At 30.4% G+C, this 25881-nt stretch carries 23 protein-coding genes and 1 pseudogene; all 24 read left to right on the top strand.

Annotation, left to right across the window (positions count from 1 at the left end; all coding sequences use genetic code 11):
• Positions 1–131 precede the first annotated feature (131 nt).
• The 24 genes and pseudogenes from ACZJV1_RS09925 (at position 132) to ACZJV1_RS09810 (ending at position 25793) form a co-directional block, all read left to right on the top strand.
• Entirely contained in the window at positions 132–530 is a 399-nt protein-coding gene (locus ACZJV1_RS09925; RefSeq protein WP_463650030.1) for a nucleotidyltransferase domain-containing protein, read from the top strand.
• Positions 531–580: 50 nt separating this feature from the next.
• A complete protein-coding gene (locus ACZJV1_RS09920) occupies positions 581–979 on the top strand; it encodes a cytidine/deoxycytidylate deaminase family protein (RefSeq protein WP_463650029.1) in 399 nt (132 codons plus the stop codon).
• A gap of 26 nt (positions 980–1005) precedes the next feature.
• On the top strand, positions 1006–1488 hold the full coding sequence (locus ACZJV1_RS09915; RefSeq protein WP_463650028.1) for a hypothetical protein: 483 nt from the start codon (positions 1006–1008) through the stop codon (positions 1486–1488).
• 114 nt (positions 1489–1602) lie between these two features.
• Positions 1603–2124 carry an NUDIX hydrolase gene (locus ACZJV1_RS09910; RefSeq protein ID WP_463650027.1) on the top strand — a complete coding sequence of 174 codons (522 nt, stop codon included), beginning with the start codon at positions 1603–1605 and terminating at the stop codon, positions 2122–2124.
• Between the two features lie 146 nt (positions 2125–2270).
• On the top strand, positions 2271–2708 hold the full coding sequence (locus ACZJV1_RS09905) for a hypothetical protein (protein WP_463650026.1): 438 nt from the start codon (positions 2271–2273) through the stop codon (positions 2706–2708).
• 106 nt (positions 2709–2814) lie between these two features.
• On the top strand, positions 2815–3342 hold the full coding sequence (locus ACZJV1_RS09900) for a GNAT family N-acetyltransferase (RefSeq protein WP_463650025.1): 528 nt from the start codon (positions 2815–2817) through the stop codon (positions 3340–3342).
• Positions 3343–3440: 98 nt separating this feature from the next.
• Positions 3441–3788: a TIGR04076 family protein gene (locus ACZJV1_RS09895; protein WP_463650024.1), complete on the top strand. Its 348-nt coding sequence runs from the start codon at positions 3441–3443 to the stop codon at positions 3786–3788.
• Positions 3789–4426: 638 nt separating this feature from the next.
• Entirely contained in the window at positions 4427–4630 is a 204-nt protein-coding gene (locus tag ACZJV1_RS09890; RefSeq protein WP_463650023.1) for a hypothetical protein, read from the top strand.
• Between the two features lie 696 nt (positions 4631–5326).
• Positions 5327–6322, top strand: coding sequence for a serine hydrolase domain-containing protein (locus ACZJV1_RS09885; RefSeq protein ID WP_463650022.1), 996 nt, complete (start codon positions 5327–5329; stop codon positions 6320–6322).
• A gap of 652 nt (positions 6323–6974) precedes the next feature.
• Positions 6975–9203: a hypothetical protein gene (locus ACZJV1_RS09880; protein ID WP_463650021.1), complete on the top strand. Its 2229-nt coding sequence runs from the start codon at positions 6975–6977 to the stop codon at positions 9201–9203.
• Positions 9204–9207: 4 nt separating this feature from the next.
• On the top strand, positions 9208–9858 hold the full coding sequence (locus ACZJV1_RS09875; RefSeq protein WP_411167802.1) for an ABC transporter ATP-binding protein: 651 nt from the start codon (positions 9208–9210) through the stop codon (positions 9856–9858).
• A gap of 680 nt (positions 9859–10538) precedes the next feature.
• Positions 10539–14459 carry a beta-xylosidase family glycoside hydrolase gene (locus ACZJV1_RS09870; protein ID WP_463650020.1) on the top strand — a complete coding sequence of 1307 codons (3921 nt, stop codon included), beginning with the start codon at positions 10539–10541 and terminating at the stop codon, positions 14457–14459.
• 476 nt (positions 14460–14935) lie between these two features.
• Positions 14936–15748: an MBL fold metallo-hydrolase gene (locus ACZJV1_RS09865; protein WP_463650019.1), complete on the top strand. Its 813-nt coding sequence runs from the start codon at positions 14936–14938 to the stop codon at positions 15746–15748.
• A 121-nt stretch (positions 15749–15869) separates the two neighbouring features.
• Positions 15870–16397 carry a GNAT family N-acetyltransferase gene (locus tag ACZJV1_RS09860; RefSeq protein ID WP_463650018.1) on the top strand — a complete coding sequence of 176 codons (528 nt, stop codon included), beginning with the start codon at positions 15870–15872 and terminating at the stop codon, positions 16395–16397.
• Positions 16398–16545: 148 nt separating this feature from the next.
• Positions 16546–16725 carry a hypothetical protein gene (locus ACZJV1_RS09855; protein ID WP_411167798.1) on the top strand — a complete coding sequence of 60 codons (180 nt, stop codon included), beginning with the start codon at positions 16546–16548 and terminating at the stop codon, positions 16723–16725.
• An 895-nt stretch (positions 16726–17620) separates the two neighbouring features.
• Positions 17621–19645 carry a ribosomal protection-like ABC-F family protein gene (abc-f, locus tag ACZJV1_RS09850; protein ID WP_463650017.1) on the top strand — a complete coding sequence of 675 codons (2025 nt, stop codon included), beginning with the start codon at positions 17621–17623 and terminating at the stop codon, positions 19643–19645.
• A 303-nt stretch (positions 19646–19948) separates the two neighbouring features.
• Positions 19949–20275, top strand: a complete 327-nt coding sequence (locus ACZJV1_RS09845; RefSeq protein WP_460287192.1) for a PadR family transcriptional regulator — start codon at positions 19949–19951, stop codon at positions 20273–20275.
• Positions 20276–20278: 3 nt separating this feature from the next.
• Complete coding sequence (locus ACZJV1_RS09840) at positions 20279–21259, top strand: permease prefix domain 1-containing protein (protein WP_463650016.1); 981 nt, start codon at positions 20279–20281, stop codon at positions 21257–21259.
• Between the two features lie 133 nt (positions 21260–21392).
• Positions 21393–21863 carry a DUF6323 family protein gene (locus ACZJV1_RS09835; RefSeq protein WP_463650015.1) on the top strand — a complete coding sequence of 157 codons (471 nt, stop codon included), beginning with the start codon at positions 21393–21395 and terminating at the stop codon, positions 21861–21863.
• A gap of 8 nt (positions 21864–21871) precedes the next feature.
• Complete coding sequence (locus ACZJV1_RS09830) at positions 21872–23110, top strand: DUF6179 domain-containing protein (protein ID WP_463650014.1); 1239 nt, start codon at positions 21872–21874, stop codon at positions 23108–23110.
• Between the two features lie 487 nt (positions 23111–23597).
• A pseudogene (locus ACZJV1_RS09825) lies at positions 23598–24029 on the top strand (GNAT family N-acetyltransferase); the annotation flags it as partial.
• An 82-nt stretch (positions 24030–24111) separates the two neighbouring features.
• Positions 24112–24546: a hypothetical protein gene (locus ACZJV1_RS09820; RefSeq protein WP_463650013.1), complete on the top strand. Its 435-nt coding sequence runs from the start codon at positions 24112–24114 to the stop codon at positions 24544–24546.
• Between the two features lie 121 nt (positions 24547–24667).
• Positions 24668–25123, top strand: coding sequence for a VOC family protein (locus tag ACZJV1_RS09815; RefSeq protein ID WP_322389758.1), 456 nt, complete (start codon positions 24668–24670; stop codon positions 25121–25123).
• Positions 25116–25793 (top strand): DNA alkylation repair protein, encoded by a 678-nt coding sequence (locus ACZJV1_RS09810; RefSeq protein ID WP_463650012.1) that lies wholly within the window; start codon positions 25116–25118, stop codon positions 25791–25793. Before ACZJV1_RS09815 ends, ACZJV1_RS09810 begins: the two co-directional genes overlap by 8 nt.
• Positions 25794–25881 lie beyond the last annotated feature (88 nt).

Genomic DNA, 25881 nt, shown 5'->3' with positions numbered 1-25881 from the left:
GAATATTTAGATGCAAATGGGAAATTATGTTATTATGATATTAAGAAAATAACATTTATCTATATTAAATTATGTAGTAGTTTATATTTAACTAATAGATAAATTAGAAATTTGAGAGAGGATATATGATTATGATAGAAAATTTTTTTAAAGATGTTGAAGAATGGGCAAAAGGAGATTTACATATAGAAAGTGTAATTGTAGTAGGTTCTTATGCACGTGGAACAAATAAGAGCACTTCTGATATAGACCTTTGTATAATTACATCAAACAAAGAAACTATGGTTAAAAATCAAGATTTTACGAAAATATTTGGAAATATTGATAAAAAACAAACTGAATATTATGGAAAGTGTACTTCAATTAGAGTATGGTATAAGGAAGGCAGAGAAATTGAATTTGGTATTGTAGATCCATCATGGATAGAAAGTCCGTTAGATGCAGGAACGTATAAAGTATTAAGTGATGGATATAAAGTTATCATTGATAAAAAACATTATTTCAGGAATATTGATATTTATAAAAGCTAAATTTTAAATATGTAGAGTAGGTGGGGAAATAGGAATTTGGAGGGGTAGATTTGAAAAAATTAGATTCTAAAGATATTGAGCTTATTGAAAAAGCAGTTGAGATAATAAAGAAAAATTATGATAAAAAAAATTACAATCATACTGTTGCTGCAGCGGTCAAATGTGGTAGTGGTAAGATATATGTTGGCATGAACGTTTTTTCTTTGCATGGAGTTTGCGGAGAACAAGTTGCAATAGGAACCGCTGTTACAAATGGAGAAAAACAATTTGAATGCATTGTTGCGGTTAGAGGTGAAAATGGAGATGAAATATTATCTCCATGTGGAAATTGTAGGCAAATGTTATCAGATTACTGCCCTGAATGTGAAGTGATAATACAAACAAATGATGGATTACGAAAGGTATTAGCAAAGGATTTAATTCCATTCTCATATAGCTTTGAAGGTTAACAAATTCCAATTTAGGGTGGGGTTGAATGTTAAAAAAGCAATCTGAATTTATATATATTAATAATAAACAGGTCATTTATAATTGGGAGATGAATATTATGAGATTATTTAATAAACTAGCAAAAGAAGGAATGAAGAACTCAGAATCCACTAAAAAGGTTGTATGCCAATGCATGGTAGTTGAGAATATGATTAATGGCGAGAGCCATGGTGATTATATTGCGAATATTAATAGGCTCAATGATTTGGAAAAACAGGAGATAATTGAGCTTTATGCAGGAGATAGTTATATTAAGGATGTAGCGTTACATTGTGAAAAAGAGGATCGATATACGATGAGCCATTATTACAGATGCAAGAAATGTGATAAGGTATTTTTTATAGGATTTTGTTGTAGAGGAGGCTATATATTTAAAGTAGATGATATTGACTTGAACAGTATTGATTTTGCTCACATTATGTCTGGTAAAGAACAACTGGGAAGCTATTTTAATAATTCCGAAAGATAATAAAAGTAAATGGCATATCTTGTAGCACAAATTCCAATATGTAGATTAGATTGGAAAATAGAAATTTATAATTATAAGGTAAGCAAAAATTACTTATATTTGGTGAGGTGAAAAATGGAGATTTGGGATATTTATGACAAGAATAGAATCAAAACCGGTGAAACAATGATAAGAGGAAGTAAATTTAAAGAAAATGCTTATCATATGGTAGTTCATGTTTGCATTTTTAATTCAGATGGAAAGATGTTAATTCAGCAAAGGCAACCTTTCAAAGAAGGGTGGTCAAATTTGTGGGACATTACTGTTGGTGGTAGTGCTGTATCTGGTGATTGTAGCCAATCAGCAGCTGAACGAGAGGTCCTTGAAGAAATAGGATATAAGTTGAATCTTAAAGATAAACGTCCTTCATTAACAATTAATTTTGAATATGGTTTTGATGATTTTTATCTAGTGAAACATGATATTGATATTAATGACTTGAAACTACAACATGAAGAAGTTCAAAAGGTTATGTGGGCTGATAAAAATGAAATTATCAATATGATTGATGCAGGATATTTTATACCATATTACAAGAGCTTTATAGAATTATTGTTTGATATGAAGAATTGCATGGGTACTCATAGTAAAAAATAGTATCTAAAAAATGAGCATGATGCAAACTAAATAAATTTCAATTTAGTAATGATGTAATATTCCCCAATTCATTTTAATTTTAGTGCAAATTAGCTTTAACAAATATTAGAGCTTATAAAATTACTATAAAATATGGAGGTTGTTTTATGAAGACATTTATTTTAATTTGTAACATTACTGTTCCATTACTAATGGTTAGTATAGGTTTATTATATAAATATAGTCTATATAAAAAGATTAATAAAATATTAGATTTATTTATGCCTATAGTAATGATATTTAGTGGGGCTGGCGATGATGGTAAAAATGATTTTTATAAGAATACAAATTTACTTGCTTCTGCTAATAAAAAATGTAGTTTAATATGGAGTATTTCGGGGATATGCACATTAGTGATTACTATAATAGTATTAATAGTAAATAAATCTAATATTATTAATGCTAATACTTTTTCTGATATGAGTAATGTAAGTGTTATTATGTTAGAAGTTGAATTTGCAATAGTAGTTGCTGTATTTATAAGCGTAGAATATTTTTTAAAGAAAAAGTTTTATAAAAAAATAGATGCCAATCTTAAACCTTAGCCACATAGCTAAATATCAATGCGCATTAATTTTTTATAAACTACTTATATAAATAGAAATTTATCGAACAGCTTGTAAGAAGATTATTTATACTTTGGAGATTGATATGAAATATATTAAAATAGAGACAGAAAGCATTAATCGAGAACTATTTGCTCACTTTCAGCGTCATCAAAGGGTAACAAAGTGTTGGAGAAAAGTCGATGGAAAGTGGTGTATCAAAGAAGTTGCTTTTATCGATGACTGGACGGAAGAAGAATACTCTGAACTGTTTATCACTTTAAAAAACACTGTGGCAACTGGTGGATTGGTACTTGGAGCATTCTTAAATAAAGACTTAAAAGGCTTTGTATCTATAGAACCTAAAATCTTTGGTAAAAACAAAGAGTATTTGGATTTATCTAATATTCACGTTTCAGAAGACATGCGAGGAAAAGGTATCGGGAAAGAATTGTTTCAACAGGCAAAAATATGGGCAAAAGAGTATGGAGCACAGAAACTATATATTTCAGGGCATTCGGCAGTAGAGAGCCAAGCATTCTACCGTGCAATGGAATGTGTGGAGGCACAGGAATATAGTACAAAACACGTAGCAAAAGAACCATGTGACTGTCAGTTGGAATGTAGAGTATGAGTATAAAATGTAATGACTAAATTTCAATATGTAGATTAGATTGGAATTTAGGAATTTATCGATAATCTAGTGTACAAATTAGAATTTGGAGGTTAATCATGAAAAAATGGTATGATGAGGAGTACAAATTTGAAATTGAGGTAACTGGGTTTCTTCGCAGTGACCATACAGAGCGGTACTGCCGAAACGGCGAGGAAGTGGGGGATAAGTATACCTGCACCTATGGCTGTCCCATAAATTCGGATGGACAGGGTATTTGTTCCAAGGTTATGATGATTATGTTCCCAATCATGGAGTCGGTCAGAAGTGGCGGAGATTTAGAGAACATTGGTGGCAATGGTAAATATAGCAAGGATATTGTATGCCCAGATGGCTGCGTCATGTTCAGGATGACGGCAAAGAAACTTGACAATGAGAATTTTTATAAGGGGAAGTTTTTTGATTAGTTTTGATTTTTATTGTGATCAGTTTGAAGATAACCGAAATATATAAATTCCAATTTTTTGAGGAGTTTTATTGTAAATTACATTGTGAATAGGTAGGTTATTATAATATTATGAAATCTATATTAAATTATGCAGTAGTTTATATTTAGCTAATAGATAAAATAGGAATTTGACACTTAATTAAAGTGTTGAGCAATTGTATTAAAGTATTAAAGGTAACGTAGTAATAATAAAAGACAATTGTTATCAATTTAATCTTAGGTTAACTGTGAGGTAAAATTTTAATTAAGATATGTATAAATAATAAAAAGTTAAAAATTGCATTAGTAGCATTTATATTGTTTAGAATATTCATATTTATACTTAATAAACAATTCGATTTATATATAATGGTTTTCGGAGTTAATCAATGGATTATTAATTTATTAGTAAATATTTCAATCATTATAACTATTGTTAAGTTAATTTTAAATTATAATACAAAAAAAATATTAAAGTATGTAATAAATTTTTTAGCAGTGATATGTATAGTATTACTTCTATTTATAAATCTACTATTAAACAGTTCTAAAAGTTACTTTTATTTTAAATCACCTGATAAGTCCCATACATTAGTTGTAGAAGAAGATTCTTTTTTTATGAGTGGGTGGAGCAACTTTTACGAAAGAAAGGGTTTCGTATTTATAAAGGATTTGAAACAACAAATAGATACTAATAACGGTTACAAACCTTTTTCATGTAATGATTATGAATTAAAGTGGTTAGATATTAACTCTATAGAAATAATTTATGTTTTTGGTTCAATGAATGTATATAAAAAAGAAATTATAAGATTTGATTAGACATAATAAAAAGATATGATGAGCAATTTTAATATATTGCAAGCGACAAATTCAAATTTGAAATGGGGATTAGTCTAAAAGAATCAGAGAGTATTTTTAATTCATTAATGCAAAAAGCATTTAAATGTTAATTATTTAATAATAATTTTTCTCTCTACAAGGGATTTAACTAAACGTTAGCTCCTTTGCAAACTATTGATTTTACTGGATTTAAGGCTTTTATTAGCTTGGAAAAATATCTACTGTTTAAATATGAAGAAAAACATAGCTTTTAGAATTTCAAATTACCACTTTTACTTGACTCAAACAGTACTATATAATTGTCTAGGTATAATATGGATTTTATGGTATAATATTTATATTAAATATGAGAGAGGTGCTGAAATGATTAAGTAATCTATTTTGGAATGACATAGTTTTTAGGCGTACTGAGGGTACGTTTTATTGTGTTGCCAAAGTTAGATTATATATCATGGATGTGCTTAGTTATATAAAAATAAGTGCGTTTATTTTATGTACGTCTAAAAATCATTTGGCAGCAAATGATTTTTTTTATTGGAGGTATATTATGAAAAAAACAGCCGTTCTTATTTAGAATGATTTTTGTAATTTTAAGATTAGTGTAGCTTTGGAAAAGTAATAGATGGTTATCCAAAAGCATTGGAGATTATAGAAGATTAAAAAGGGGAGAATTATATGAATAAAAATTTAAATATAAAATTAATAGAAGATAAAATTAACAATATGAAAGAATTTTCAGGTGTCATAAGAATAAATAGAGCTGAAGAGGTATTGTTTGAAAAGGCTTATGGCTTTGCTGATATTTCAAATGATAGGATAAATAATATTAACACAAGGTTCGGAATAGCTTCAGGTGCTAAGTTGTTAACTGCAATTTCTATATGTAAGTTAGTTGAACAAGGAAAACTTAAGTTTGATTCATTATTAAAAGAGTATATAGATTGTGATAATTTTGATGAAAATGTAACAGTAAAGCATTTATTAACGCACACCTCAGGGTTACCAGATTATTTTTATGAAGATTTTACTGAAATAACTATTCCTATGTATATGCTGAAAGAACCAAAAGATTTTCTTCCGTCTATGATAATGCAAAAAAGTATTTTCAAGCCAGGTGAAAAGTACCAATATAATAACGGAGGATATGTAATTCTAGCCTATATAGTTGAAAAAGTAAGTGGAATGAGATTTATTGACTTTGTAAAAGAACACATCTTTGATATTTTAGAAATGAATTCAAGTGGTTATTTTAGTATGGACATGTTACCTAAAAACTGTGCTTATGGATACGAAGAAAATAGTGATGGTACGTTAAAAACTAATATATTTTCAATCCCAATAATTGGAGGAGGAGATGGTGGAGTTTTTGTAACAGCTAACGATATAAGTAAGCTATGGGATGGATTATTAAATTATAAATTATTAAATAAGGATATTACTAATGAATTATTGACCCCACAAGTATATGTTCATTACGACGTATACTATGGTTATGGTATTTATATAGTAAAAAGAGATGATGGTATTTATAAATATTTTATAACTGGTGGAGACCCTGGTGTTAGCTTTGAGTCAACAGTATATCCTAATAAAGAAATTGAGGTAACTATACTAGGAAATAGAAAATTTAGTACCTATGAATTATTAATGGAAATAGAAAATATAAATTAGATAATGAACAAATTTAATGTGTTTTAAGATATAACTAAATTCAAATTTTGCACCTCAAAAGGGAATCAGCTATTTAAAGATGCACTCTTCGATAAATTAGCCATTTGAATTTTAAAAATATAATGTTGTTTGGTACTTATTGGCTTGGGGATAACTAAAGCTATACACAGCCTATCTTTTATAATATTAAGAAAGTAACATTTATCTATATTAAATTATTCAGTGGTTTATATTTAACTAATAGATAAATAGGAATTTCGTCGAGATAAAGTGAATAATTTAATATAATAGTGGTAAGAACTTATTGTTGGAAACCTATAGGGTTTCCATTTTTCTTTGTGAAATATAGTCAACATTTATTACATAAATAGAGTATCACTTAAAGCATTTAAATATCACCTTACTAATCTTACACTAACTGTAAGTGTTTTATTTTCACCAATCCATTTATAATAATTATAGAAGATGAAAAATCAAAGTAGATGAAAATACGAGTTTTCTGTTTACTATAAGATATGAAGTGAAAGGTGGTTATAATGAGTGAAAGAATATTTGTTATCTTTTAATTTTTTTATTAATATCACTGACAAATAAATTCTTATGGTGTTTTGAAAATTAGAATATTGATGATATGGAAAGGAGACAATTTGATATGAAGATAATGAAGAAAGTATCTTTTATTGGTACTGCTCGCTATCTTGGAGCTATATTAATAGTAATGCAGGGCATTTTACTTGCCTTACTTGCTATTTTTATGCTAAATAGCAAGTATCAAAATCAGTGGAATAAATATTTGAAAACAGATTATGCACTCGATGTGTATCTTCAAAATATCTCTGAGGATCATAAAGGCAATATTGAAGAATTTCTACATAATGAGGCACTTGAAAAAAATCTCTTTATAGCTAGAAAAGATTCAGCGTTAAATAATGAAGGCTATTTTTCAGGCTATACTTTTGGCATATATGGTGATGTTGAAAACAACGAGGTTTCATTTGAATTTTATGGTAAAAAAGTTATTGAGAAAGATATGCTTAATAAACTCCTTTTATCAGAAGTGGATGAAAGTACCCTTGGTATAGATAAAGGTAGTGTTTACAGTGTTGGTGAAATTCCTTCATTTAGATTTGGGCAAAAAACGGTTTTTAAAAAGTTGAACTATTTAATAGAAGAAAGTGGTACTATCAACGGAGACTACGTTGTCCTTGGATTAAATGATAGTGATAAAAATGCTTTTATACAGGGATTGGCTTTAGCGTGTAATGTGCCAGCTGATGATCTACTCAATGAGAAGAAAGGTTTTTTTTCAGATGATAGTTTTGCAAAAACAATAATACTTGTATTTATTTTTGCTCAGGTAATTTTAAATACTGTGTATTTTATGATTATAACTATACGAAACATAAGTAAAAGTGGTAAATTGGCACTTTTAGGATGGTCAAGAACCGCATATTGTACTGAAACCTTAGGAATATTTATTGGTTATGCACTGCTAAATATTCCAATTCAAATCATTATAGGAATTTTGCTTTCTGGTTGGAGCAAAATGACAGGTTTATTTATTAGTTATTTCATAGTATGTGCAGTTATAAACCTTATATTGGTAATATTAGAAGTCGCAATTTCAGCTATAATTCAGCTATCAATTAGCCCACTGAATGCAATTAAGGGCAGAATACCCAAAAATACATTGTATATTTTTGGGATACTGGCGTATATTGGAGTAAGTGCGGGAATTGTGTTTTGTGGTCTTTATGTAGACGGTCCTATGAAGACCATATCAGAAAATGCAAGACTTTCACAAATGTGGAGTAGTGTATCGGAGTTTCAGATTTTAAAAAATATTTCGATTGGGAATGATCAAAGTTCCATTAGTGGAAATTCAAAAGAGCTTGATCAAAGTTTTTATGACTGGTACAAAGGTATGTATGATGATAATGGAGTATATCTAATAAATACAAAGTATCACGATAATGAACAGTTAGATGGATGGAAACAAAATAATGTATATGAAGATAGTCCTGAAAACCCATTTTGGTATTTTTTATATTCGCCAAATTATATAAAATCTCTGAATTTGAATGTTGATAGTAGTATTCTAAATGAGGCAAAATCAGGAACAAGAGTTTACCTGATACCAGAATCTTATTCAGAAAATGAGAAAGTTAAGATGAAAAACTGGCTCACAGAATCATCAACAAAAATGCCACATGAAGGAGATATCAGTACTGTATTTAATAAAGAAAAGAATGTAAAATTTATAGAATATACTCCTGAAGATAACATGTTTACATGGAATACGAAGTCAACATATGAAAATACATGTATTAATCCGGTTATTTATATATGTACACCGGAAAATATGACCTATTTTGAATCAGAGAGTCTTAGAGCAAACGGCTTTAATGGTTATATAAAATTTGTGAATAAAGCAGTAGCAGAAAAATATCTTGATAATGATATACTTGAAAAATATAAATTGGATGACAATAATCCTGAATTTGTAAATACAGGAAAATACATCGATGGACTACAGAAAGATTTAATGACTACAATTGCATGGTTTGGAGTGGTATTTTTAATATTAACGCTTATCCTTCTAGGGATATTAATTGCTCTTGCAACAGTTTTTAGAATTGCAAATCAGGAAAAAATTAATGTTAAGAAATTTTTAGGCTATGGATTTATTAATTTATATCGCATGCCAATTATTATGCTTATTTCTGTTATATGTATTGAGTTGATTATTATGCTTATTATGCATTCTAAGTTTGGGTTTCTGTTAATGCTTATCGTGGCAGTTATTCAGATACTTATTTTTTTAAGGTATATGACTAAATGTGAAATTGAAAACATACGTATGGCGTTTAAAGGAGAGTAGAATTATGGCAAAAGCAATAGAAGTATTAAATGTTACAAAGAAATTTGGGAAAAGATATATATTTAAAAATCTAAATTTGTCCGTTGAAGACGGGGAGTTTATTTCAATTGTTGGACCAAGTGGTTGTGGAAAATCAACTCTCCTAAATATGATAGGCCTTTTAGAATCAAGGGATGCAGGTCAGATTAAGCTAAAAGGAAAAGAAATTCCTAAAATAGAAAGCAACGGAGCTACAATGTTAAGGCGAAATACAATTAATTACTTATTTCAATCATTTGCGTTAATTAATGATATGACAATATATCAGAACCTTTTTCTGGCAATGAATTTCTCTAATATTACTACCAAGGAAAAGGATAAAAGAATAGAGGAAATATTAGAAAAGGTTCATTTAGAAAAATTTAAAGATGAAAAGGTTAATACTCTCTCAGGAGGTGAACAACAAAGAGTGGCACTGGCAAGAACAATACTGAAGCCAGGTGATATAATTCTTGCAGATGAGCCAACTGGATCTTTAGATTCTGCTGCAGCTGAAATAGCATTTAACCTAATTAAGGATTTAAGCAAACAGTATAGAAAGACTGTAATTATGGTTACTCATAGTGAAAATTTAGCAAATCAAGCAGATAGAATAATTAACATTTCAAAATGTTAATTAACTCTAAGAAAATCAACCTTCCATAAATTGAATATATGTATTTATGGAAGGTTTTTTATTATCTAATAAACAAGTGGTTTTTCATTCTTTTGTAGTATATCAATAGAAACTACATACTCTTTTCAGATCGCTATGCAGATATTGATGATGTAATTTTAATGGGTTCATATATTGGTTATGTAATTGCAATATCTATTTTAAAGTTGTTTGTTAGCAAAAAAGTAACGTTGTTTAAAAGGTATTGTGAATAGTATTCTGTGCGGTAAATTCCAATTTAGGGAACAGCTTGTAAGAAGATTATTTTTATTTTGGAGGTTGATATGAAATATATTAAATTTACTGTTCAGTTGTTCAAATTTCATATTTATGCAGATATTTAAGATAAATGATTTTGTAATAGAGCCATTTTTGAAATATCTCTCCTCATTTAGTTACTATAATGCGGAAAGTCTGGTTGTGAAATCTACATTTGAAATGAACTATTTAATTATCAGTATGGTAGTGATTATGATAACTGGAGGATTAGAATATTTGTTTCTTGCGAAAAAATAGCAAAAAATTGCGAATAAATTGTGGAAGAAAATGGAATATGATAAGATGATTTTAGGGCTATAACATAATGTGATTACATTTTAATGTTAGAGTATCCAATAATATAAGAGGAGGAAAAAGAAAAAATGAGAACACGCATTACAAAATGGTTGTCAGCGCTTTTAGCAGTAATCATATTATTTCCAGCAATGCCGTTTAAAGCATGGATGTCGGATAACGGTGACGGAACATTCAGCAATCCCGTTATGTGGGGTGACTATCCTGATAATGACATCATCAGAGTAGGCGATACCTATTACATGTCTTCTACCAGTATGCATTTATTCCCGGGATGCCCGATCATGAGTTCCAAAGACCTGGTAAACTGGAAATACGAAAGTTATACATTATCTGAGGAAGCTGCTTTAAAGCTAGCTAAGAACGATGACGGACTGACATTGAAAAATGGAAGAAATGTTTATGACAAAGGGCCATGGGCAACCAGTCTTCGTTACAGCGAAAAACTTAAGAAATTCTATCTTCTGGTTAATATGCAAGATGGCGTAGATTCAGAATATGCAATCCTGTGTGTTGCCGACAAAGCATCCGGACCATGGAACACTTACCGTCTGGATAACCCGGAAGGAGCAATCAAGGGATTATATGATCCGGGGCTGCTCTTTGACAAAGATCCGGTGACAGGCAAAGAAAACGGTGATATTTGGGTTATACATGGACAGGGACGTCTTTTTATGACTAAACTATATGTGGTAAATGGGCAAACAGGTGAACTGGCTATCGACCAAGAACAGAAAAACATTCCGATTTACAATTACCAAGGTGGTTACTTTAATGAAGGATCTCACGCATACAAAATTGGAGATACTTACCATATCATCAGTACACCTACATGGAGCGGAACTTCAACCAAGAAGTCCATTGATATCCAGACAAAAGATCTGTTAAATGGACCTTATGATGTAAAGGATATCATGCGCAGTTATATGAATTTTGGTGAAAATGGCATTCATCAGGGCGGAATTGTAGATGTACCACAGGAAGATGGCTCTTCTGAGTGGTGGTCCGTTATCTTCCAAGACCGTGGTAAACTTGGCCGCGTTCCGACACTTCAGCCTGTTTACTGGGAAGAGGATGAAAATGGCCTGAAGTGGCCGATGATGGGTGTGAAGGGACAAAATGGTGATCAAGCAGTGGTTACCATGAAGAAACCGAATACCGGTGCACACACTGAGCCTGAAAAACCTGCTGATTCCGATGAATTTGTCAGTGAGATGCTTGGCAATCACTGGCAGTGGAATCATGTCTCGGATCCGGAAAAATGGAGCCTGACAGAGCGGTCTGGATATATGCGTCTTCATACGGCTACCGTAACGGACGACCTCTCTACAGCTCAGAATACATTGCGTCAGAGAGTTGTAGGGCCGGAAAGCTCTGCTACCATTAAGATAGATATTTCCAACATGAAGGATGGAGATATTGCCGGATTATCGGTTATCCAGAGAGACTACAACTACATTGGTGTTACAACAGAGGTCGGGGACAAGAGAGTCATGATTAATGACAAGGGTACGGAACAGATTTCCGAGGCTATTCCTGTCGATACCAAAAATATCTGGTTCCGTGCATCTATGCCGCGTTTTGAGTATCGCACCGAATTTTCTTACAGTTTGGACGGAGAGAACTTCATTAGACTGGGTGGGCGATATGATATGCATGAAGGCAATTATGTAGGAATGGGGTTTGGTGCATTCAATTATGCCACAAAAGAGTTGGGCGGTTATGTGGATTTGGATTACTTCCATATGGACATGCCGGATGACCATGGAAACTACAATACGTTAAATGAAAAAATCGAGGCTGAGAGATACGACAATCAAAGCTATGATACTTCACTTGGAGAGCCAAGCCGGTATTACAATCCGCTGACTGAATGGACAGCAGACTATGCAAATGCAGATAATCTGACCAAAAATGGAGAAGCTTATGATCTAGCACTTGGCAATCTAAGAGAAGGCAACTGGGTTTCGTATAACCGTGTAGACTTCAAAGACGGAGCTGACTGGTTTAACTTCCGTATATCAGGAACAGCAGATGGCGGTCAGATTGAAGTTCGATTAAATGATGCTCAGGGAGACGTTCTGGCAACGATAGATGTTCCAAATACCGAAGACCGGGAAGCATTCCAGAATGTAGTTGTGTCACTGGAGACCTCACCGACAGGTGTAAAGAAAATCTGTCTGGTATATCGCGAAGGTGCACCTGCATCCTGCCGTATCAACTGGTTTATGGCTGGAACAGGAGAACAGCCGCAAGTTCCAGAAGCTCCTGAGAACCTTCAGGCAGAAGCTATAGGAAATACGCAAATTGAATTTTCATGGGACGAAGTTCCGGGAGCAGCAAGTTACGATTTGAAAATCGGCGAGGAAATCGTCACTAACGTAACGGGCCCGTATGTGAAAACAGGAATACCGGAAGGTGCATTATACAAGGTGTATGTCCGCGCTAAAAATGAGGGCGGTTATAGTGCATGGAGTCAAGGAGTCGAGGTTTCTACCCCGGTTAATCCGAAGCGTATCCCCCAAAGCAGCATTTCTATTCCAAAATTCTCCAGTGAAGAAGCCGGGGGAGAAGGGCCTAAGAGTGGTTACATCTCTGCTATTTTAGATGGCGATGCCAATACCTTCTGGCATAGTAGATGGAGTTACGAAGTCGCTAAGCCGCCTCACTGGTTCATACTTGATTTAGGAGGTTCTTATGATATAAATCAGATTACCATACTTCCGCGTCAGGGAAGTGGTGATAGACCGAATGGACTGATTCAGAAGTTTACACTTTCCTATAGTACTACAGGCATGAAAGATGAAGATTTTACTACTATAGGACAAAAAGAACTTCCACTAAATGAGAAATTGCAGACCATCGACTTTGACACTGTTCATGCACGCTATCTGAAAGTATATATTGATGAAAGCTGGAATGATTTTGCATCTCTGGCAGAGATAGAAGTTTTCCGAAGCGAAGTGGACATTGTAAGTAAAGATGGTTTAATAGAGGTGGTAGAAGAAGTTAAAAATTTAAACAAAGCTGATTATACAGATTTATCATGGGAAGTACTAGAAAAAGCTTTAGAAGCTGCAAATGTTGTATTAGCTAATGAAGAGGCAACTCAAGGAGAGGTAGATGTTGCAAAAGAAGTCTTAGAAGCCGCAATTGAAGCCTTAGAAAAAGTGCCAGTAAATATATTTAAGAAACATTTAGAAATTGCTGTAGAAGAGGCTAATAAATTAACTGAAGAAGAGCTTTCTAAAGTTGTTCCAGTTGTAGTTAAGGAGTTTAAAGATGCATTAGCAGAAGCAGAAGCTCTATTAGCAAATAATGATGCAACTCAAGATGAGGTAAATATATCCTTTGATAGATTAAGTAAAGTAATGCAAATGTTATCCTTTGAAAAAGGTGATAAGGATTCGCTTATTTCATTAATTGATAAAATTAATGGGTTAGATGCAGATGAGTATCTTTCAGCAACGTGGGAAAAGCTACAAAAGCAATTGGAAATTGCAAACAAGATAGTTTCTGATGAAAATGCTTTAGAGGCAGAAGTAATGAAGACTTATGAAGATTTAATAAGGTCATTCTTAGAGTTAAGATTAAAACCAGATAAGGATAGATTACAAGAGTTAATAGATAAGGCAAATAGTATTGATAGAAATAAATATACTGAAAAGAGCTTAAAGAATTTAGACAATGTATTAGCAAATGCAAGAAACATATTTGCTAATGAAGAAGCTACAGAAAAGGAAGTAGCTAAAGCAGAAAAAGACCTTGAGGTAGCATTAGCTAGTTTAACAGAAAAAGATAATAATAACGGCAACAATTACAATGAAGGACAAAATAACGGTGGCAACAAAAATAATGGTGAAAAACCAAATAAAGGTGATAAATTACCAAATACAGGAGGAACACCAGCGGTGGCTGTAGGGCTATTTGGAACACTTATTTCAGCTATAGGTATTTCAATTTTTAAAAAGAAAAAAGAAAATATGTAATAATGTAAGAAAAGAAGGCTATTGTTTAAATGCAATAGCCTTAGCTTTTTGTTTTGATTGTATAGAGTTAGAAAAATATAAAGATAAGTTCATCATAAGCATAGTTGTAGCGACTATCAAACCTATGAAACTAATAAAATTAGATAGAGTTAAAATAAAAGGTAAAAATTATATAATAAAAGATAAACAGGGATTTATAAAATAATCTTATGGTGGACAAGATGGTAATTGCTGAAAGAATTCAAATAAGTAGAGTAACTGAAAATCATTTATTCCGCAAAGGGTGTGCATATTATTCATCCACTTTTTTTATTATCAACAAAAGGTTTATTGGAATAAAATTGGGAATGGTGTTAATATAAGATTAACTAATTAATTAAGAGTTGTATTAAATTGTGAGTTGGTTTTTTATTTAACTAATAGATAAAATAGGAATTTAGAGAGAGTTATATCATTATTGATAAGGAGTAGAGTTCATGAAAGCAATTATTTTAGTAGACAATATAGCAGGTGAACAGCTAAAACAGGAATGGGGACTTGCTATTTTTATAGAATATGAGGGCAAAAATATTCTGTTGGATACTGGTGGTTCTAAGCTTTATTTGGATAATGCGAAGAAACTTGATGTAGATATAAGAAAAATAGACTACGGAGTGTTATCCCACGCTCATTATGACCACGCAAACGGCATGGAAAGCTTTTTTCATGAAAACAAAGAAGCAAAATTTTATTTGCGTGCAGGCAGTGGGGAAAATTGCTACTTAAAGTTTGGGATATTCAGTCACTATATAGGAATACGCAAAGGCACCTTGGAAACTTATAAGGACAGAATCGTATTTGTAGATGGAGATTACGAACTGATTCCAGGAGTTACCTTAATACCTCACAAAACATCCAATCTGGCTATGATTGGCAAGAAGAATAAGATGTATATAAAAAAAGAAAGAAAATGGTATCCTGATGATTTTTCTCACGAACAGAGTATTGTTTTGGAGACAGAAAAGGGACTGGTCATCTTAAATAGTTGTTCTCATGCAGGTGCAGATCTGATTATCCGTGAGGTGGCAAACACTTTTCCTAATAAGCATATTTATGCTATGATTGGAGGTTTTCATTTATACAATGCATCTCATGAGGAAGTAAAAGCTTTTGCTAATAGGGTAAAAGACACTGGTATTGAAAAAGTATATACCGGCCATTGTACTGGAGAAAAGTCATACCGGATTTTGAAGGAGCAGTTAGGGGAGAAACTGGAACAGTTTAAGGTTGGATTGACTATCGATATATAGTGAACGTACTGCTATATGAGATAGTATGCTTGGTAAAAAGTATGATACACTTAGCAATTCGTCAAATATCCCAATTTATCTAACAGCTTGTAAGAAGATTATTTATACTTTGGAGGTTGATATGAAATATATTAAGATAGAGACAGAAAGCATTAATGGAGAACTATTTGCTCATTTTGAGCGTCATCAAAGGGTAACGAAGTGTTGGAGAAAAATCGATGGAAAGTGGTGTATCAAAGAAATTGCTTTTATCGATAACTGGACGGAAGAAGAATACGCTGAACTGATTATCGCTTTAAAAAACACGGTGGCAACTGGTGGATTGGTACTTGGAGCATTCTTGAATAAAGACTTAAAAGGTTTTATATCGATAGAAGCTAATCTCTTTGGTAAAAACAAAGAGTATTTAGATCTATCTAACATTCACGTTTCAGAAGACATGCGAGGAAAAGGTATCGGGAAAGAATTGTTTCAACGTGCAAAAATATGGGCAAAAGATTATGGAGCACAGAAACTATATATTTCAGGGCATTCGGCAGTAGAGAGCCAGGCATTCTACCGTGCAATGGGATGTGTAGAAGCACAGGAATACAGTAAGAAACATGTAGCAAAAGAACCATGTGACTGTCAGTTAGAATGCAGAGTATGAGTATAAAATGTAATAACTAAATTCCAATATGTAGATTAGATTGGAGAATAGGAATTTATCAGTAATATTATTCTTGTTAAGATAATTATTAAATTTTAACTTTAACTTTTGCTAAATGATTTAACAAATTAACTAGGAGATGATATATATGCTAAATAAAAAGAAAATAGAGAGGTCAGGTTATGGTTTAGCAGTAGTTTTTTTTATACTAGAAATGATTATTCTTTACACATATAGAGAGATAACTCTTCTTTCTAATTTATTGTTAACTATTGCATTTATTCTATTAGTTGCTACAACTGTTTACAAATATTGTTTTAATAAATAATTTAAACTATTACAAAACAAATTCAAATTTGAAATAGAGATTAGTTTAAAAGAATCAAAGGTTAATTTTAATTCATTAATGCAAAAAGCATTTAAAGGTTAATTATTTAATAAAAATTATATAAAATTATTTGAATAATATGAAAAATATGGTATGATAAAGAAAAACATGTTGAAAGGGGATAGTAAGTTATGACACCAGCTAATTGCTAATATTAATTGAAATATAATTTAAAATTATTTTAATTTAATATGTATTTTATAATGAGTTTTAATTTGCCTAATTATTTAGGTTTAATTGTTATACTCTTTATGGAATAAGGCGTTAGAAGGTAACTTACTTTACTGAAATTCAAGATTATAAATTATAGTATATATGTTTAATAAGATTTCTATATTAATAGTGTGCAATGTTTATGTATTGCCATTAATTTAAGTATAGTTTTATTGTTGAAACTTATAGGATAATAAAGGATTTTCAGACTGTAGGAAGATAAGAGCTTCTTACAGTTTTTTATTTTTCAAAACTAAGGACATATGAAAAGAATAAGTATTCCATTGTAGAATTATGTGGACGTAAATTATATATGGAAAAGTAATTGGGATAGATTAATTATTTTTTAGTCCTTAATTGAGCACTTAGGTGTTAAGTTAATAAAATATAAAGGTTAGTAATGTTCTTTGTCTATCCATTTAGAGGATTAAGGCATCTGAAAATAAATAACAAGTCAAAGATGGGAAGTATATTTTGGATTAGACAAGAAAATAGGTTCTGCAGATAGTATCGCTATCTAAGGGTTCTGTTGACGCAGTATAACACAAAATAGACGAGCATTCTGACTTATTTATTTTCTGAAGATGCCTAAAAGAAGTAATGGATGAAAGAAGGAATTTTTATGTTTGAATTATCGTTAATTAATGTAAAAAAATATATGGAAGCAACTCTTGTACTTAAAGATATAAGTTTTCAAGTATATTCAGGAGAAAAAGTTGGTATAGTTGGAGTTAATGGAAGTGGAAAGAGTACTATTTTAAAGTTGATAGCTGGAATATTACCAATGGATTATTGTGTAGGATATCCAGGAGCTACAAGTCCAGGTTATGATGAAGGTTTTATTAATAAACCAAAAGAAGCTACCTGTGCTTATCTTGAGCAAATCCCTCAGTATGAAGATGGTATAAAGGTTATTGATGTTTTAAAGCTAGCATTTGAAGAAGTTTATAGTATAGAAAAGAAAATGCGTAAATTAGAAAAGGAAATGAAATTTTTAGAAGGAGCAACTTTAGAAAAAGCTTTAAAACAGTATAGCCAATTAGTTGAAGTTTATGAAGTTAAAGGTGGATATAATACTGAAGAGAAGTTATCAAAGATTTGTACTGGATTAAAATTTAGTGAAAGCTTTTTAAATAAAGAATTTAATTTATTAAGTGGTGGTGAAAAAACTACAGTAATCCTTGGTAAACTGTTAATTGATAACCCAGATATATTACTACTAGATGAACCTACAAATCATCTTGATATGGACTCAATTGAATGGCTTGAAACTTATCTTAAAAGCTACAATGGCATTGTAATTATAGTATCTCACGATAGATATTTTTTAGATAATGTAGTAACGAATATTATAGAAATTGAGGATATGAAAAGTAAGACTTATAAAGGTAATTACTCTGATTTTGCAAAGCAAAAAGAAGAAAATATGATTGAACAGTTTCATCAATATAGAGAACAGCAAAAGGAAATTAAGAATATAGAAAACACTATAAAAGATCTTAGGGACTGGGCAATAAGGGCAGATAATAATAAATTCTTTAAAAGAGCTGCAAGTCTAGAAAAAAGACTTGATAAGATGTTAAATAGTGATACAGAAAGTAATAATAGTTATAGAACTAGAGGTGGATATGTAAGAACTGAAAAACCAAAGTTTGAAAGAAAGACTATGAAGCTTAATTTTAAAGACAGCGGAAGAGCTGGTAATGAGACAATAAAAGCTTTAGGACTTTCTAAATCTTTTGAGGATAAGGTTATTTTAAATGATGCTGATTTACTGATTAATTATGGAGAAAGAGCAGCATTAATTGGTCCTAATGGTAGTGGTAAAACTACTTTTCTTAAAATTCTTTTAGGTGAAGAACAGCAAGATTTAGGGGTAGTGGAATTAGGTTCTAATGTAAAGGTGGGGTATTTGCCACAGAAAATTACATTTAATAATGAGAAACTTACTGTGCTAGAGTGCTTTAGAGAAGATATTTCAATACTAGAAGGAAAAGCCCGTGAATATTTATCTAAATTTATGTTTTTTGGAAATAGTGTATTTAAAAAAGTAAAGTACTTATCTGGAGGAGAAAGAATAAGACTAAAGCTTGGTATGCTATTATATGAGGATGTAAATTTATTGATACTAGATGAGCCTACTAATCATCTAGACATTGATTCAATAGAAACCTTTGAAGAGGCTTTAGAAGACTTTAAAGGAACAATATTTTTCATATCTCATGATAGATATTTTATTAATAAAATAAGTGAAAGAGTAATCTCTATTGAAAACAATGGTTTCATTAGCTATCCAGGAAATTATGATTACTATAAAGAAATAAAAGATGAGTTTAAGCTAAAGGTTGAAAATGATGAAAAAGAGAAATTTGAAAAAGATAAGAAGCTAAATAATAATGATGAAAGTAAAAAGGGTAAAAAGGCTAAGAAGCAGACTGATTTTGATGAAGCCAAAAAGAAAGAGGCTGAAAAAGCTAAAGTTGAAAAAAAGGTAGAAGCTCTTGAAGGAGAGATTGAAGAAGTTGACTTAGCTATGGTTGACTCAAATATACATTATGATGAGCTTAATAAATTGTACGCAAAGAAAGAAGGTTTAATAGAAGAGTTAGATGCTGTTATGGAAATATGGTTAAGCCTTAATAACTAACATTGTATTTTAGGTCTATTATTTATTGAATTTTGTATAAAAGCCATTACGGTGAAAATTAACTGTAATGGCTTTTTTATATATAATTAGAGGAAAGTAATTGTATAGTCAAAATATAATATTTAAAACTGGAATTAAGGGGGATCAAAGGATCCCTTTTATTTTTTGTAAATACTAGAAAAAGTAATTTGGAAAATTTTTAAAAAAGTACTTTACCTGTCGTAGTAATTGTGTTATTATATTACTACGATAGATGAAGTAATAACTTTATCTGTCGTAGTAGTAATTTAAGAGGGTGATAATTTGATTAGTAGTGACATAATCAGAGGATACAACGATACAATAATATTAAGCATTCTTTTAGAGGGAGATTCCTATGGTTATGAAATTTCAAAAAATATAAGAAATATAACTAACGAAGAATATGTTATTAAGGAAACAACTCTTTACTCAGCTTTTAGTAGACTAGAGAAAAATGGATTTGTTGAATCTTACTTTAAGGATGAAACCTTTGGAAAAAGAAGAACTTACTTTAAGATAACAGAAAAGGGAAGAGAGTTTTATAAGGAAAAATGTGTAGAATGGAAGCTTACACAAAATGTAATAAATAAATTTGTTAAGGAGTTGTAATAGGTGGAAACAATAAAGATTTACGTAGAGAATATGTTTAAAACTTTACCAAGGACAGAAGAGTTAAAAAAGTTAAAGCAAGATATATTAATGAATATGGAAGAAAAGTATTCAGAACTTAAAAGTGAGGGCAAAACTGAAAATGAAGCCGTTGGTATTGTAATTTCTGAATTTGGCAATATAGATGAAATAATAAAAGAGTTTGGAATTGAAACAAATGAGATAAATAAAGATAGTGAGCTTCAGCAGGTTAGTTTAGAAGGAGCAAGAAGTTTTTTAATGGATGCAAAAAGATGTAATTTCCTTGTGAGTATAGGGGTTATGCTTTGTATGCTTGGGGGATCATTTTTAGTTTTATTTTTTCAATTATTTGAGGATGGAATAATCTTTAAGGGGTTAAATGAAGACAAGGTAAGCTTTATTCCAGTAAGTATACTTTTAGTTTTTGTAGTAATTGCTGTAGCACTATTTATTTTCTCAGGAAATTCAATGGAAAAGTATAAGTATATTGAAAAGGGATTATTTAACCTAGAGGGTAATGCTAAAATGACAGTTGAAGCTGAATACGAAAGTTTAAAATCAAAGGTAACCTTTGGAACTATTATAGGGGTGGCACTGTGCATTTTATCACCAATAGCAATTTTCCTAGGTGGAATGATAAGTGAAGAGGGCTATGTATACGGAACTTCAGTACTTATTTTAATTGTTGCAGTGGCAGTATTTCTTTTTATTAATGTAAGTGCATGTAATGATAGTCACAAAAAGCTTTTAAAAGAAGGAGAGTATAGTGAGAAATCAAGAAAGGGAGATAAGGTTATAGGTGCAGTAGCTAGCGTAGTTTGGCCATTAACTACAATTATATTTTTTATATGGGGCTTTGCCTTTAATGGATGGGAGATTTCATGGATAGTCTTTCCTGCAGTAGGAGTTTTATTTGGGATTTTCTGTAGTATATATAAATCACTAAAAGGAATAGAAGAATAATATAAAAATCTCTAGTTAAAATTTTTAACTAGAGATTACTTTTTTCTAATTATATATTACCACAAAATTGCCAAAAATTCAAGTCTTGAAGTAGAGTTAAATAAGGGGTACAGTGAGTTTAGAGGTGATTTGTATGAATAAAAATATTAGTTTAGCACTTCAAGATATACAAAAAAAACAAGCGATAATAGAGCTGAAAAGCTGTAATGAAATGACAAGTAAATATGGATTAACCTTATCTAATGAAGATATTAATGAGCTAGTTGAAAATCGTTTTAAATCTTTAAAAGATACAGGAAGAATTGAGTTTTCTGAAGGTGTTTTGAAAAAGCTAGTTGAAGCCTTTTGTGATTCACCTTATATAATGCAACAGAATTATAAAGATACATTAATGGAGATTCAAGAGTCCTTTTATTTCTTTAAAAGCGAAGCTATGGATCAGATATCTGATGATGAACTTATTGAGTTTATGAAAAGACATTTTGATGGGAAATGCCAAGGCTCTGTAGAATATTTAAGTGGAACTAATTTAGAAGAGCTTTGCAGAAATACAAGATACGGATATGAAGTTGATGCTAAAGATATATATGGTCATGAGTTTTAGGAGGCATTATGGAAGAAAATAATATAAGTTTATTGTCCTTTTCAGATAATATGCAAATAGATAAAAATATCAGTGAAGAACATAGAATGCTTATTGAATTAAAAATGTGGAATTTACTATCTAAGCATACTGAAAGATATACAATGGGTGATAGTACATCAGTTCCAATAGAAGTAGCTGAAGAGTTACTTAATTCAATTTGTTTTTCAATAGGATTAGAATTACAGGGATTAAATAATCCAAAGGAAGTATTGATAGGAGAAGATGTAAGCCACTTATTAAAAGACTCTTGGAGCAAAATAGATTCTATGATTGAGATGGGAAAGAAGTTATTAGGAGAGGTTAAAGAAAATTCACCTAATATCGAAAACATATCCTATAATGATACATTAAATGAAATAGGAGAATTCTTTAAAAGGTATGATTATAGATTCTTTGCTCATAAGATAGATTGTTCTATAGATTATCAACTTTCTAATCCAGTATCAGAAAAACTACAGGGAATTGAGTATATAAATGAATACTTAAAATTCTTGATTATCGAAAATGAGTTTTGTAAACATTTTAATAAAGATAAAATTATATATATTTTAAATAGTTATTGCCTTGATTATAAAGGACTATTAATTAATATTTTTGAGCCAATACTAACAAATGCAGTAGGACTGGATATTTTAGGAGAGGATATATTATCTTTAGAGATTTCAGCAATACAAAGAGAAATGCTATTAAGGACTTTTAGAAATTTATCAAAAGCTGAGATTTTAGATAAGCTAAGAAGTTCAGCAAAGAGAGTATGTGATATTTTAGGGATAACTCAAAATGAAAAGATAGAATATATCAAAAAAACAGCTATAGATATTTACCCTAGAATTGAAGTTGGATTATCAACTGGAAATATTGATAATGTATTTTTAAGCTTTAAGTATAAAGAGGGTTTAAAGGAAATTGATTTTATAGATAATGATGCTATGGACAATGAAAAGTTACGCAATTTAATAAATGAAATAAAAGATTGTAGATTTATTTCTGATAAGATTGCAATGGTGAAAGAGGAGGTTCATAGCTTAAGTGATTTAGTGGAAGTATTAGCTCTATGTTTTTGGGATGACGAAGCATTAGAATTATTTAAAACACTTTCGAAGGAAGAGATATATTTATTAAAGGATTATTTAGATAGTAAAGGTGAAGGATATATTTCTAATTCAGAATGGGAAGTGAAATTTAGAGATTATATAAGCAAATAAGTTTATAAAAACAGAAGCTTGAGACTTAACAGAAAAGTTTCAGTTCAAGTAGTTACTAAGAAAACAAATAAGGTAACTACTTAAGTGAGAATCTAAATCTATTATTTAGCTATTCGAACTTACTCCTTGGAACGCATGTGAGAAGGAGTTCCTTTTAATATATAAAGCTATTGTGAACTATAAAATTTATGGTTTGCTATAGCTTTTATTATTTCTGTGAATACCTATGTGAATTAATATTCCATTTGTACTATTAAATTCTTTTAAAGGAATATTTAGATATAAATGGAAAATGTGTTATTATAATATTATGAAAGTTACATTGATATAGATTAAACTTACGTATAAATGGTAATTTGTAAGATTGATAAATTATTAAAGAAGGTGTATTATTGTGGATACGTTAATAACTGATAGGTTAATAATTCGCCCAATTACGGAGCAGGATTACGCTGATATACGTGAATACTGATGCGATGAGGAGACAGGAAAATATATGATTTATTGGCCTAAAACCAAAGAGAATATCAGAAAGTTTATTGATGAATGTATTACTTCTATGAATTCTAATATGGTTACTCGGTATGAATTTGCAATTAAATTGAAGGAAAGCAACAAAGTTATTGGTAATATTTCGTTAATGATAAAGGAACAATTTGCAGAAATTGGTTGGATTTCTAATAAGGCATATTGGAACAATGGCTATATGACAGAAGCGGTTAGAGAAATTATTAAATATGCATTTCATAAATTAAACATTACTAAGATTATGGCAACTTGCACTAATAAAAATCGAGCATCTTACAGAGTTATGGAAAAGTGCGGTATGACTAAAATCAAAGAGGAAAAGAACTATAAATCCATCAAGCAAGAAATTGAAGTGGAATATGATAAACTAACTTATTGTATTGAAAGATAGAGATAAATTAGAATTTAACGCTTAGATTATTAAAAGTAGTAAATTATTGTATTAAAATTTACAAAAGGGGTGGAAAGTATAAATGAAGGTAAAAAAAGTGAATTTAATGATTATAGTTACTTTAATCTTTTGTAGTACATTTCTATTAGATTATATATGTATAGAAAATAAATTATTTTATAGACATTGGCTTAGTCTTTCAATAATTTACTACAGATATGCTTTTATGATTACACTATTTATAATACTTCCATGTTATTTAATTATAAAGAAAAGAAATATATGGTTAAAGTTATTAGGCTATCCCGTTATAGCATTTATAGCATTTATATTACTACTTAGTACGAGTTGTATTAGAAGTTTTGATACCGATTCGTATTATATAGAATTAAAAGGGCAAAAAGTAATTGCAATGGAAGACCATTTTGGAGGTAATGTAATTACTATCTATTATGTCCCTGTTAATATATTCTTTATGGAGAGGTCTCCTGATTTCCCTTATCCATATGAACCTTAATTAACCTATTAACAATTGAAGGCATTATGAACGGTAAATTCCAATATGTAGATTAGATTGAAAAATAAGAATTTAAAGATGGCTTTGAAATAATAATAGTTATAGATGATGGAGGAATAATATGCATTTAGGTTCGATTTATTTAATAGTTAGAGATTTTAATAAGTCGGTAGTTTTCTATGAAAAATTGCTGGAGATGAAAGTAACTGCAAAAAATATGGAGCGTTTTGCTCAATTTCAATTTGAGGGAAACAACATATCTATAATGAATGGTTATTTTGACAAGCAAAATCCAGAATTAACAATACATAAGGGGCAATATATTGAGAAATTTGATAATCTTGCTACTATAGCAGATGCGGAAAATACAAATAAATTTGTATTAAATTTTTGGGTTAAAGACTTAGAAAAAGAGAGAGAAAGGATAATAACTCTAAATATAAGTGAATTGGTGACAGAAGTTAAATATGTAAATAATGTAATGCCGTATTACTATTTTCAGGTTGAGGATCCAGATGGTAATGTGATAGAGATTACAGGTCAATATATACCTAAAGAGGGTGAATATAATGAATGAAGATATTATTGAATCGGCAAATCAGGAACTTATTATTTTACATAACAGTGTTCCAAAAGGTAAACATATAAAAACAGGAGATATTAGAAAACTATCGGCTAAACTGTATAAAATAATTCCAGATAAAAGTATTAATGAGGTGTTAAAAATGTGTGAAACTTTGTTAGAGCAGCATAGTTGGGCATTAGGAGTTATAGCATTTGATTGGGCGAATAGGGTTCATAAACAGTATACAATAGAAACATATGATGTATTTTATTCTTGGCTTAAAAAATATGTTCGTGGATGGGGAGATTGCGACGATTTTTGTACACATGCATTTGGACAACTTCTTATTCAATATAAGGATATATTTGGTGAAGTTTTAAAGTGGACTGAAGATGAAGATTTTTGGGTACGACGTGCTTCTGCTGTAATATTAATACCTGCAATATCAAAGAATGATTATAGTTGTATACAGCCATTTGAAATTGCTAATAAATTATTAAATGATGAAAATGATTTAGTTTGTAAAGGGTATGGGTGGATGTTAAAGACACTCTCAAAGGTTGATGAAAAATCGGTAATAGAATATTTAGAGGAAAAACATTCTTTTATGCCAAGAGTTTCTTTTAGATATGCACTTGAAAAGATTAATGCTGAGAAATGCAGTTACTTAATGGGATTATGATACTAAAATATTATTTACAAATTCCAATTTTATCTAAAAATCACATGGAATTAAATATGAACAATTGTAAATTTATGTGTAGTAAGGA

The organism is Clostridium sp. LS3 (assembly GCF_055330225.1).
This window is presented reverse-complemented; position numbering and strand designations above follow the sequence as displayed.

Excerpts from the sequence above, each read along its gene's own strand:
- ACZJV1_RS09925 (WP_463650030.1), top strand. The coding sequence starts at position 132 with ATGATAGAAAATTTTTTTAAAGATGTTGAAGAATGGGCAAAAGGAGAT.
- ACZJV1_RS09915 (WP_463650028.1), top strand. The coding sequence starts at position 1,006 with ATGTTAAAAAAGCAATCTGAATTTATATATATTAATAATAAACAGGTC.
- ACZJV1_RS09910 (WP_463650027.1), top strand. The coding sequence starts at position 1,603 with ATGGAGATTTGGGATATTTATGACAAGAATAGAATCAAAACCGGTGAA.
- ACZJV1_RS09905 (WP_463650026.1), top strand. The coding sequence starts at position 2,271 with ATGAAGACATTTATTTTAATTTGTAACATTACTGTTCCATTACTAATG.
- ACZJV1_RS09900 (WP_463650025.1), top strand. The coding sequence starts at position 2,815 with ATGAAATATATTAAAATAGAGACAGAAAGCATTAATCGAGAACTATTT.
- ACZJV1_RS09895 (WP_463650024.1), top strand. The coding sequence starts at position 3,441 with ATGAAAAAATGGTATGATGAGGAGTACAAATTTGAAATTGAGGTAACT.
- ACZJV1_RS09890 (WP_463650023.1), top strand. The coding sequence starts at position 4,427 with ATGAGTGGGTGGAGCAACTTTTACGAAAGAAAGGGTTTCGTATTTATA.
- ACZJV1_RS09885 (WP_463650022.1), top strand. The coding sequence starts at position 5,327 with ATGAATAAAAATTTAAATATAAAATTAATAGAAGATAAAATTAACAAT.
- ACZJV1_RS09880 (WP_463650021.1), top strand. The coding sequence starts at position 6,975 with ATGAAGATAATGAAGAAAGTATCTTTTATTGGTACTGCTCGCTATCTT.
- ACZJV1_RS09875 (WP_411167802.1), top strand. The coding sequence starts at position 9,208 with ATGGCAAAAGCAATAGAAGTATTAAATGTTACAAAGAAATTTGGGAAA.
- ACZJV1_RS09870 (WP_463650020.1), top strand. The coding sequence starts at position 10,539 with ATGAGAACACGCATTACAAAATGGTTGTCAGCGCTTTTAGCAGTAATC.
- ACZJV1_RS09865 (WP_463650019.1), top strand. The coding sequence starts at position 14,936 with ATGAAAGCAATTATTTTAGTAGACAATATAGCAGGTGAACAGCTAAAA.
- ACZJV1_RS09860 (WP_463650018.1), top strand. The coding sequence starts at position 15,870 with ATGAAATATATTAAGATAGAGACAGAAAGCATTAATGGAGAACTATTT.
- ACZJV1_RS09855 (WP_411167798.1), top strand. The coding sequence starts at position 16,546 with ATGCTAAATAAAAAGAAAATAGAGAGGTCAGGTTATGGTTTAGCAGTA.
- abc-f (WP_463650017.1), top strand. The coding sequence starts at position 17,621 with ATGTTTGAATTATCGTTAATTAATGTAAAAAAATATATGGAAGCAACT.
- ACZJV1_RS09835 (WP_463650015.1), top strand. The coding sequence starts at position 21,393 with ATGAATAAAAATATTAGTTTAGCACTTCAAGATATACAAAAAAAACAA.
- ACZJV1_RS09830 (WP_463650014.1), top strand. The coding sequence starts at position 21,872 with ATGGAAGAAAATAATATAAGTTTATTGTCCTTTTCAGATAATATGCAA.
- ACZJV1_RS09820 (WP_463650013.1), top strand. The coding sequence starts at position 24,112 with ATGAAGGTAAAAAAAGTGAATTTAATGATTATAGTTACTTTAATCTTT.
- ACZJV1_RS09815 (WP_322389758.1), top strand. The coding sequence starts at position 24,668 with ATGCATTTAGGTTCGATTTATTTAATAGTTAGAGATTTTAATAAGTCG.
- ACZJV1_RS09810 (WP_463650012.1), top strand. The coding sequence starts at position 25,116 with ATGAATGAAGATATTATTGAATCGGCAAATCAGGAACTTATTATTTTA.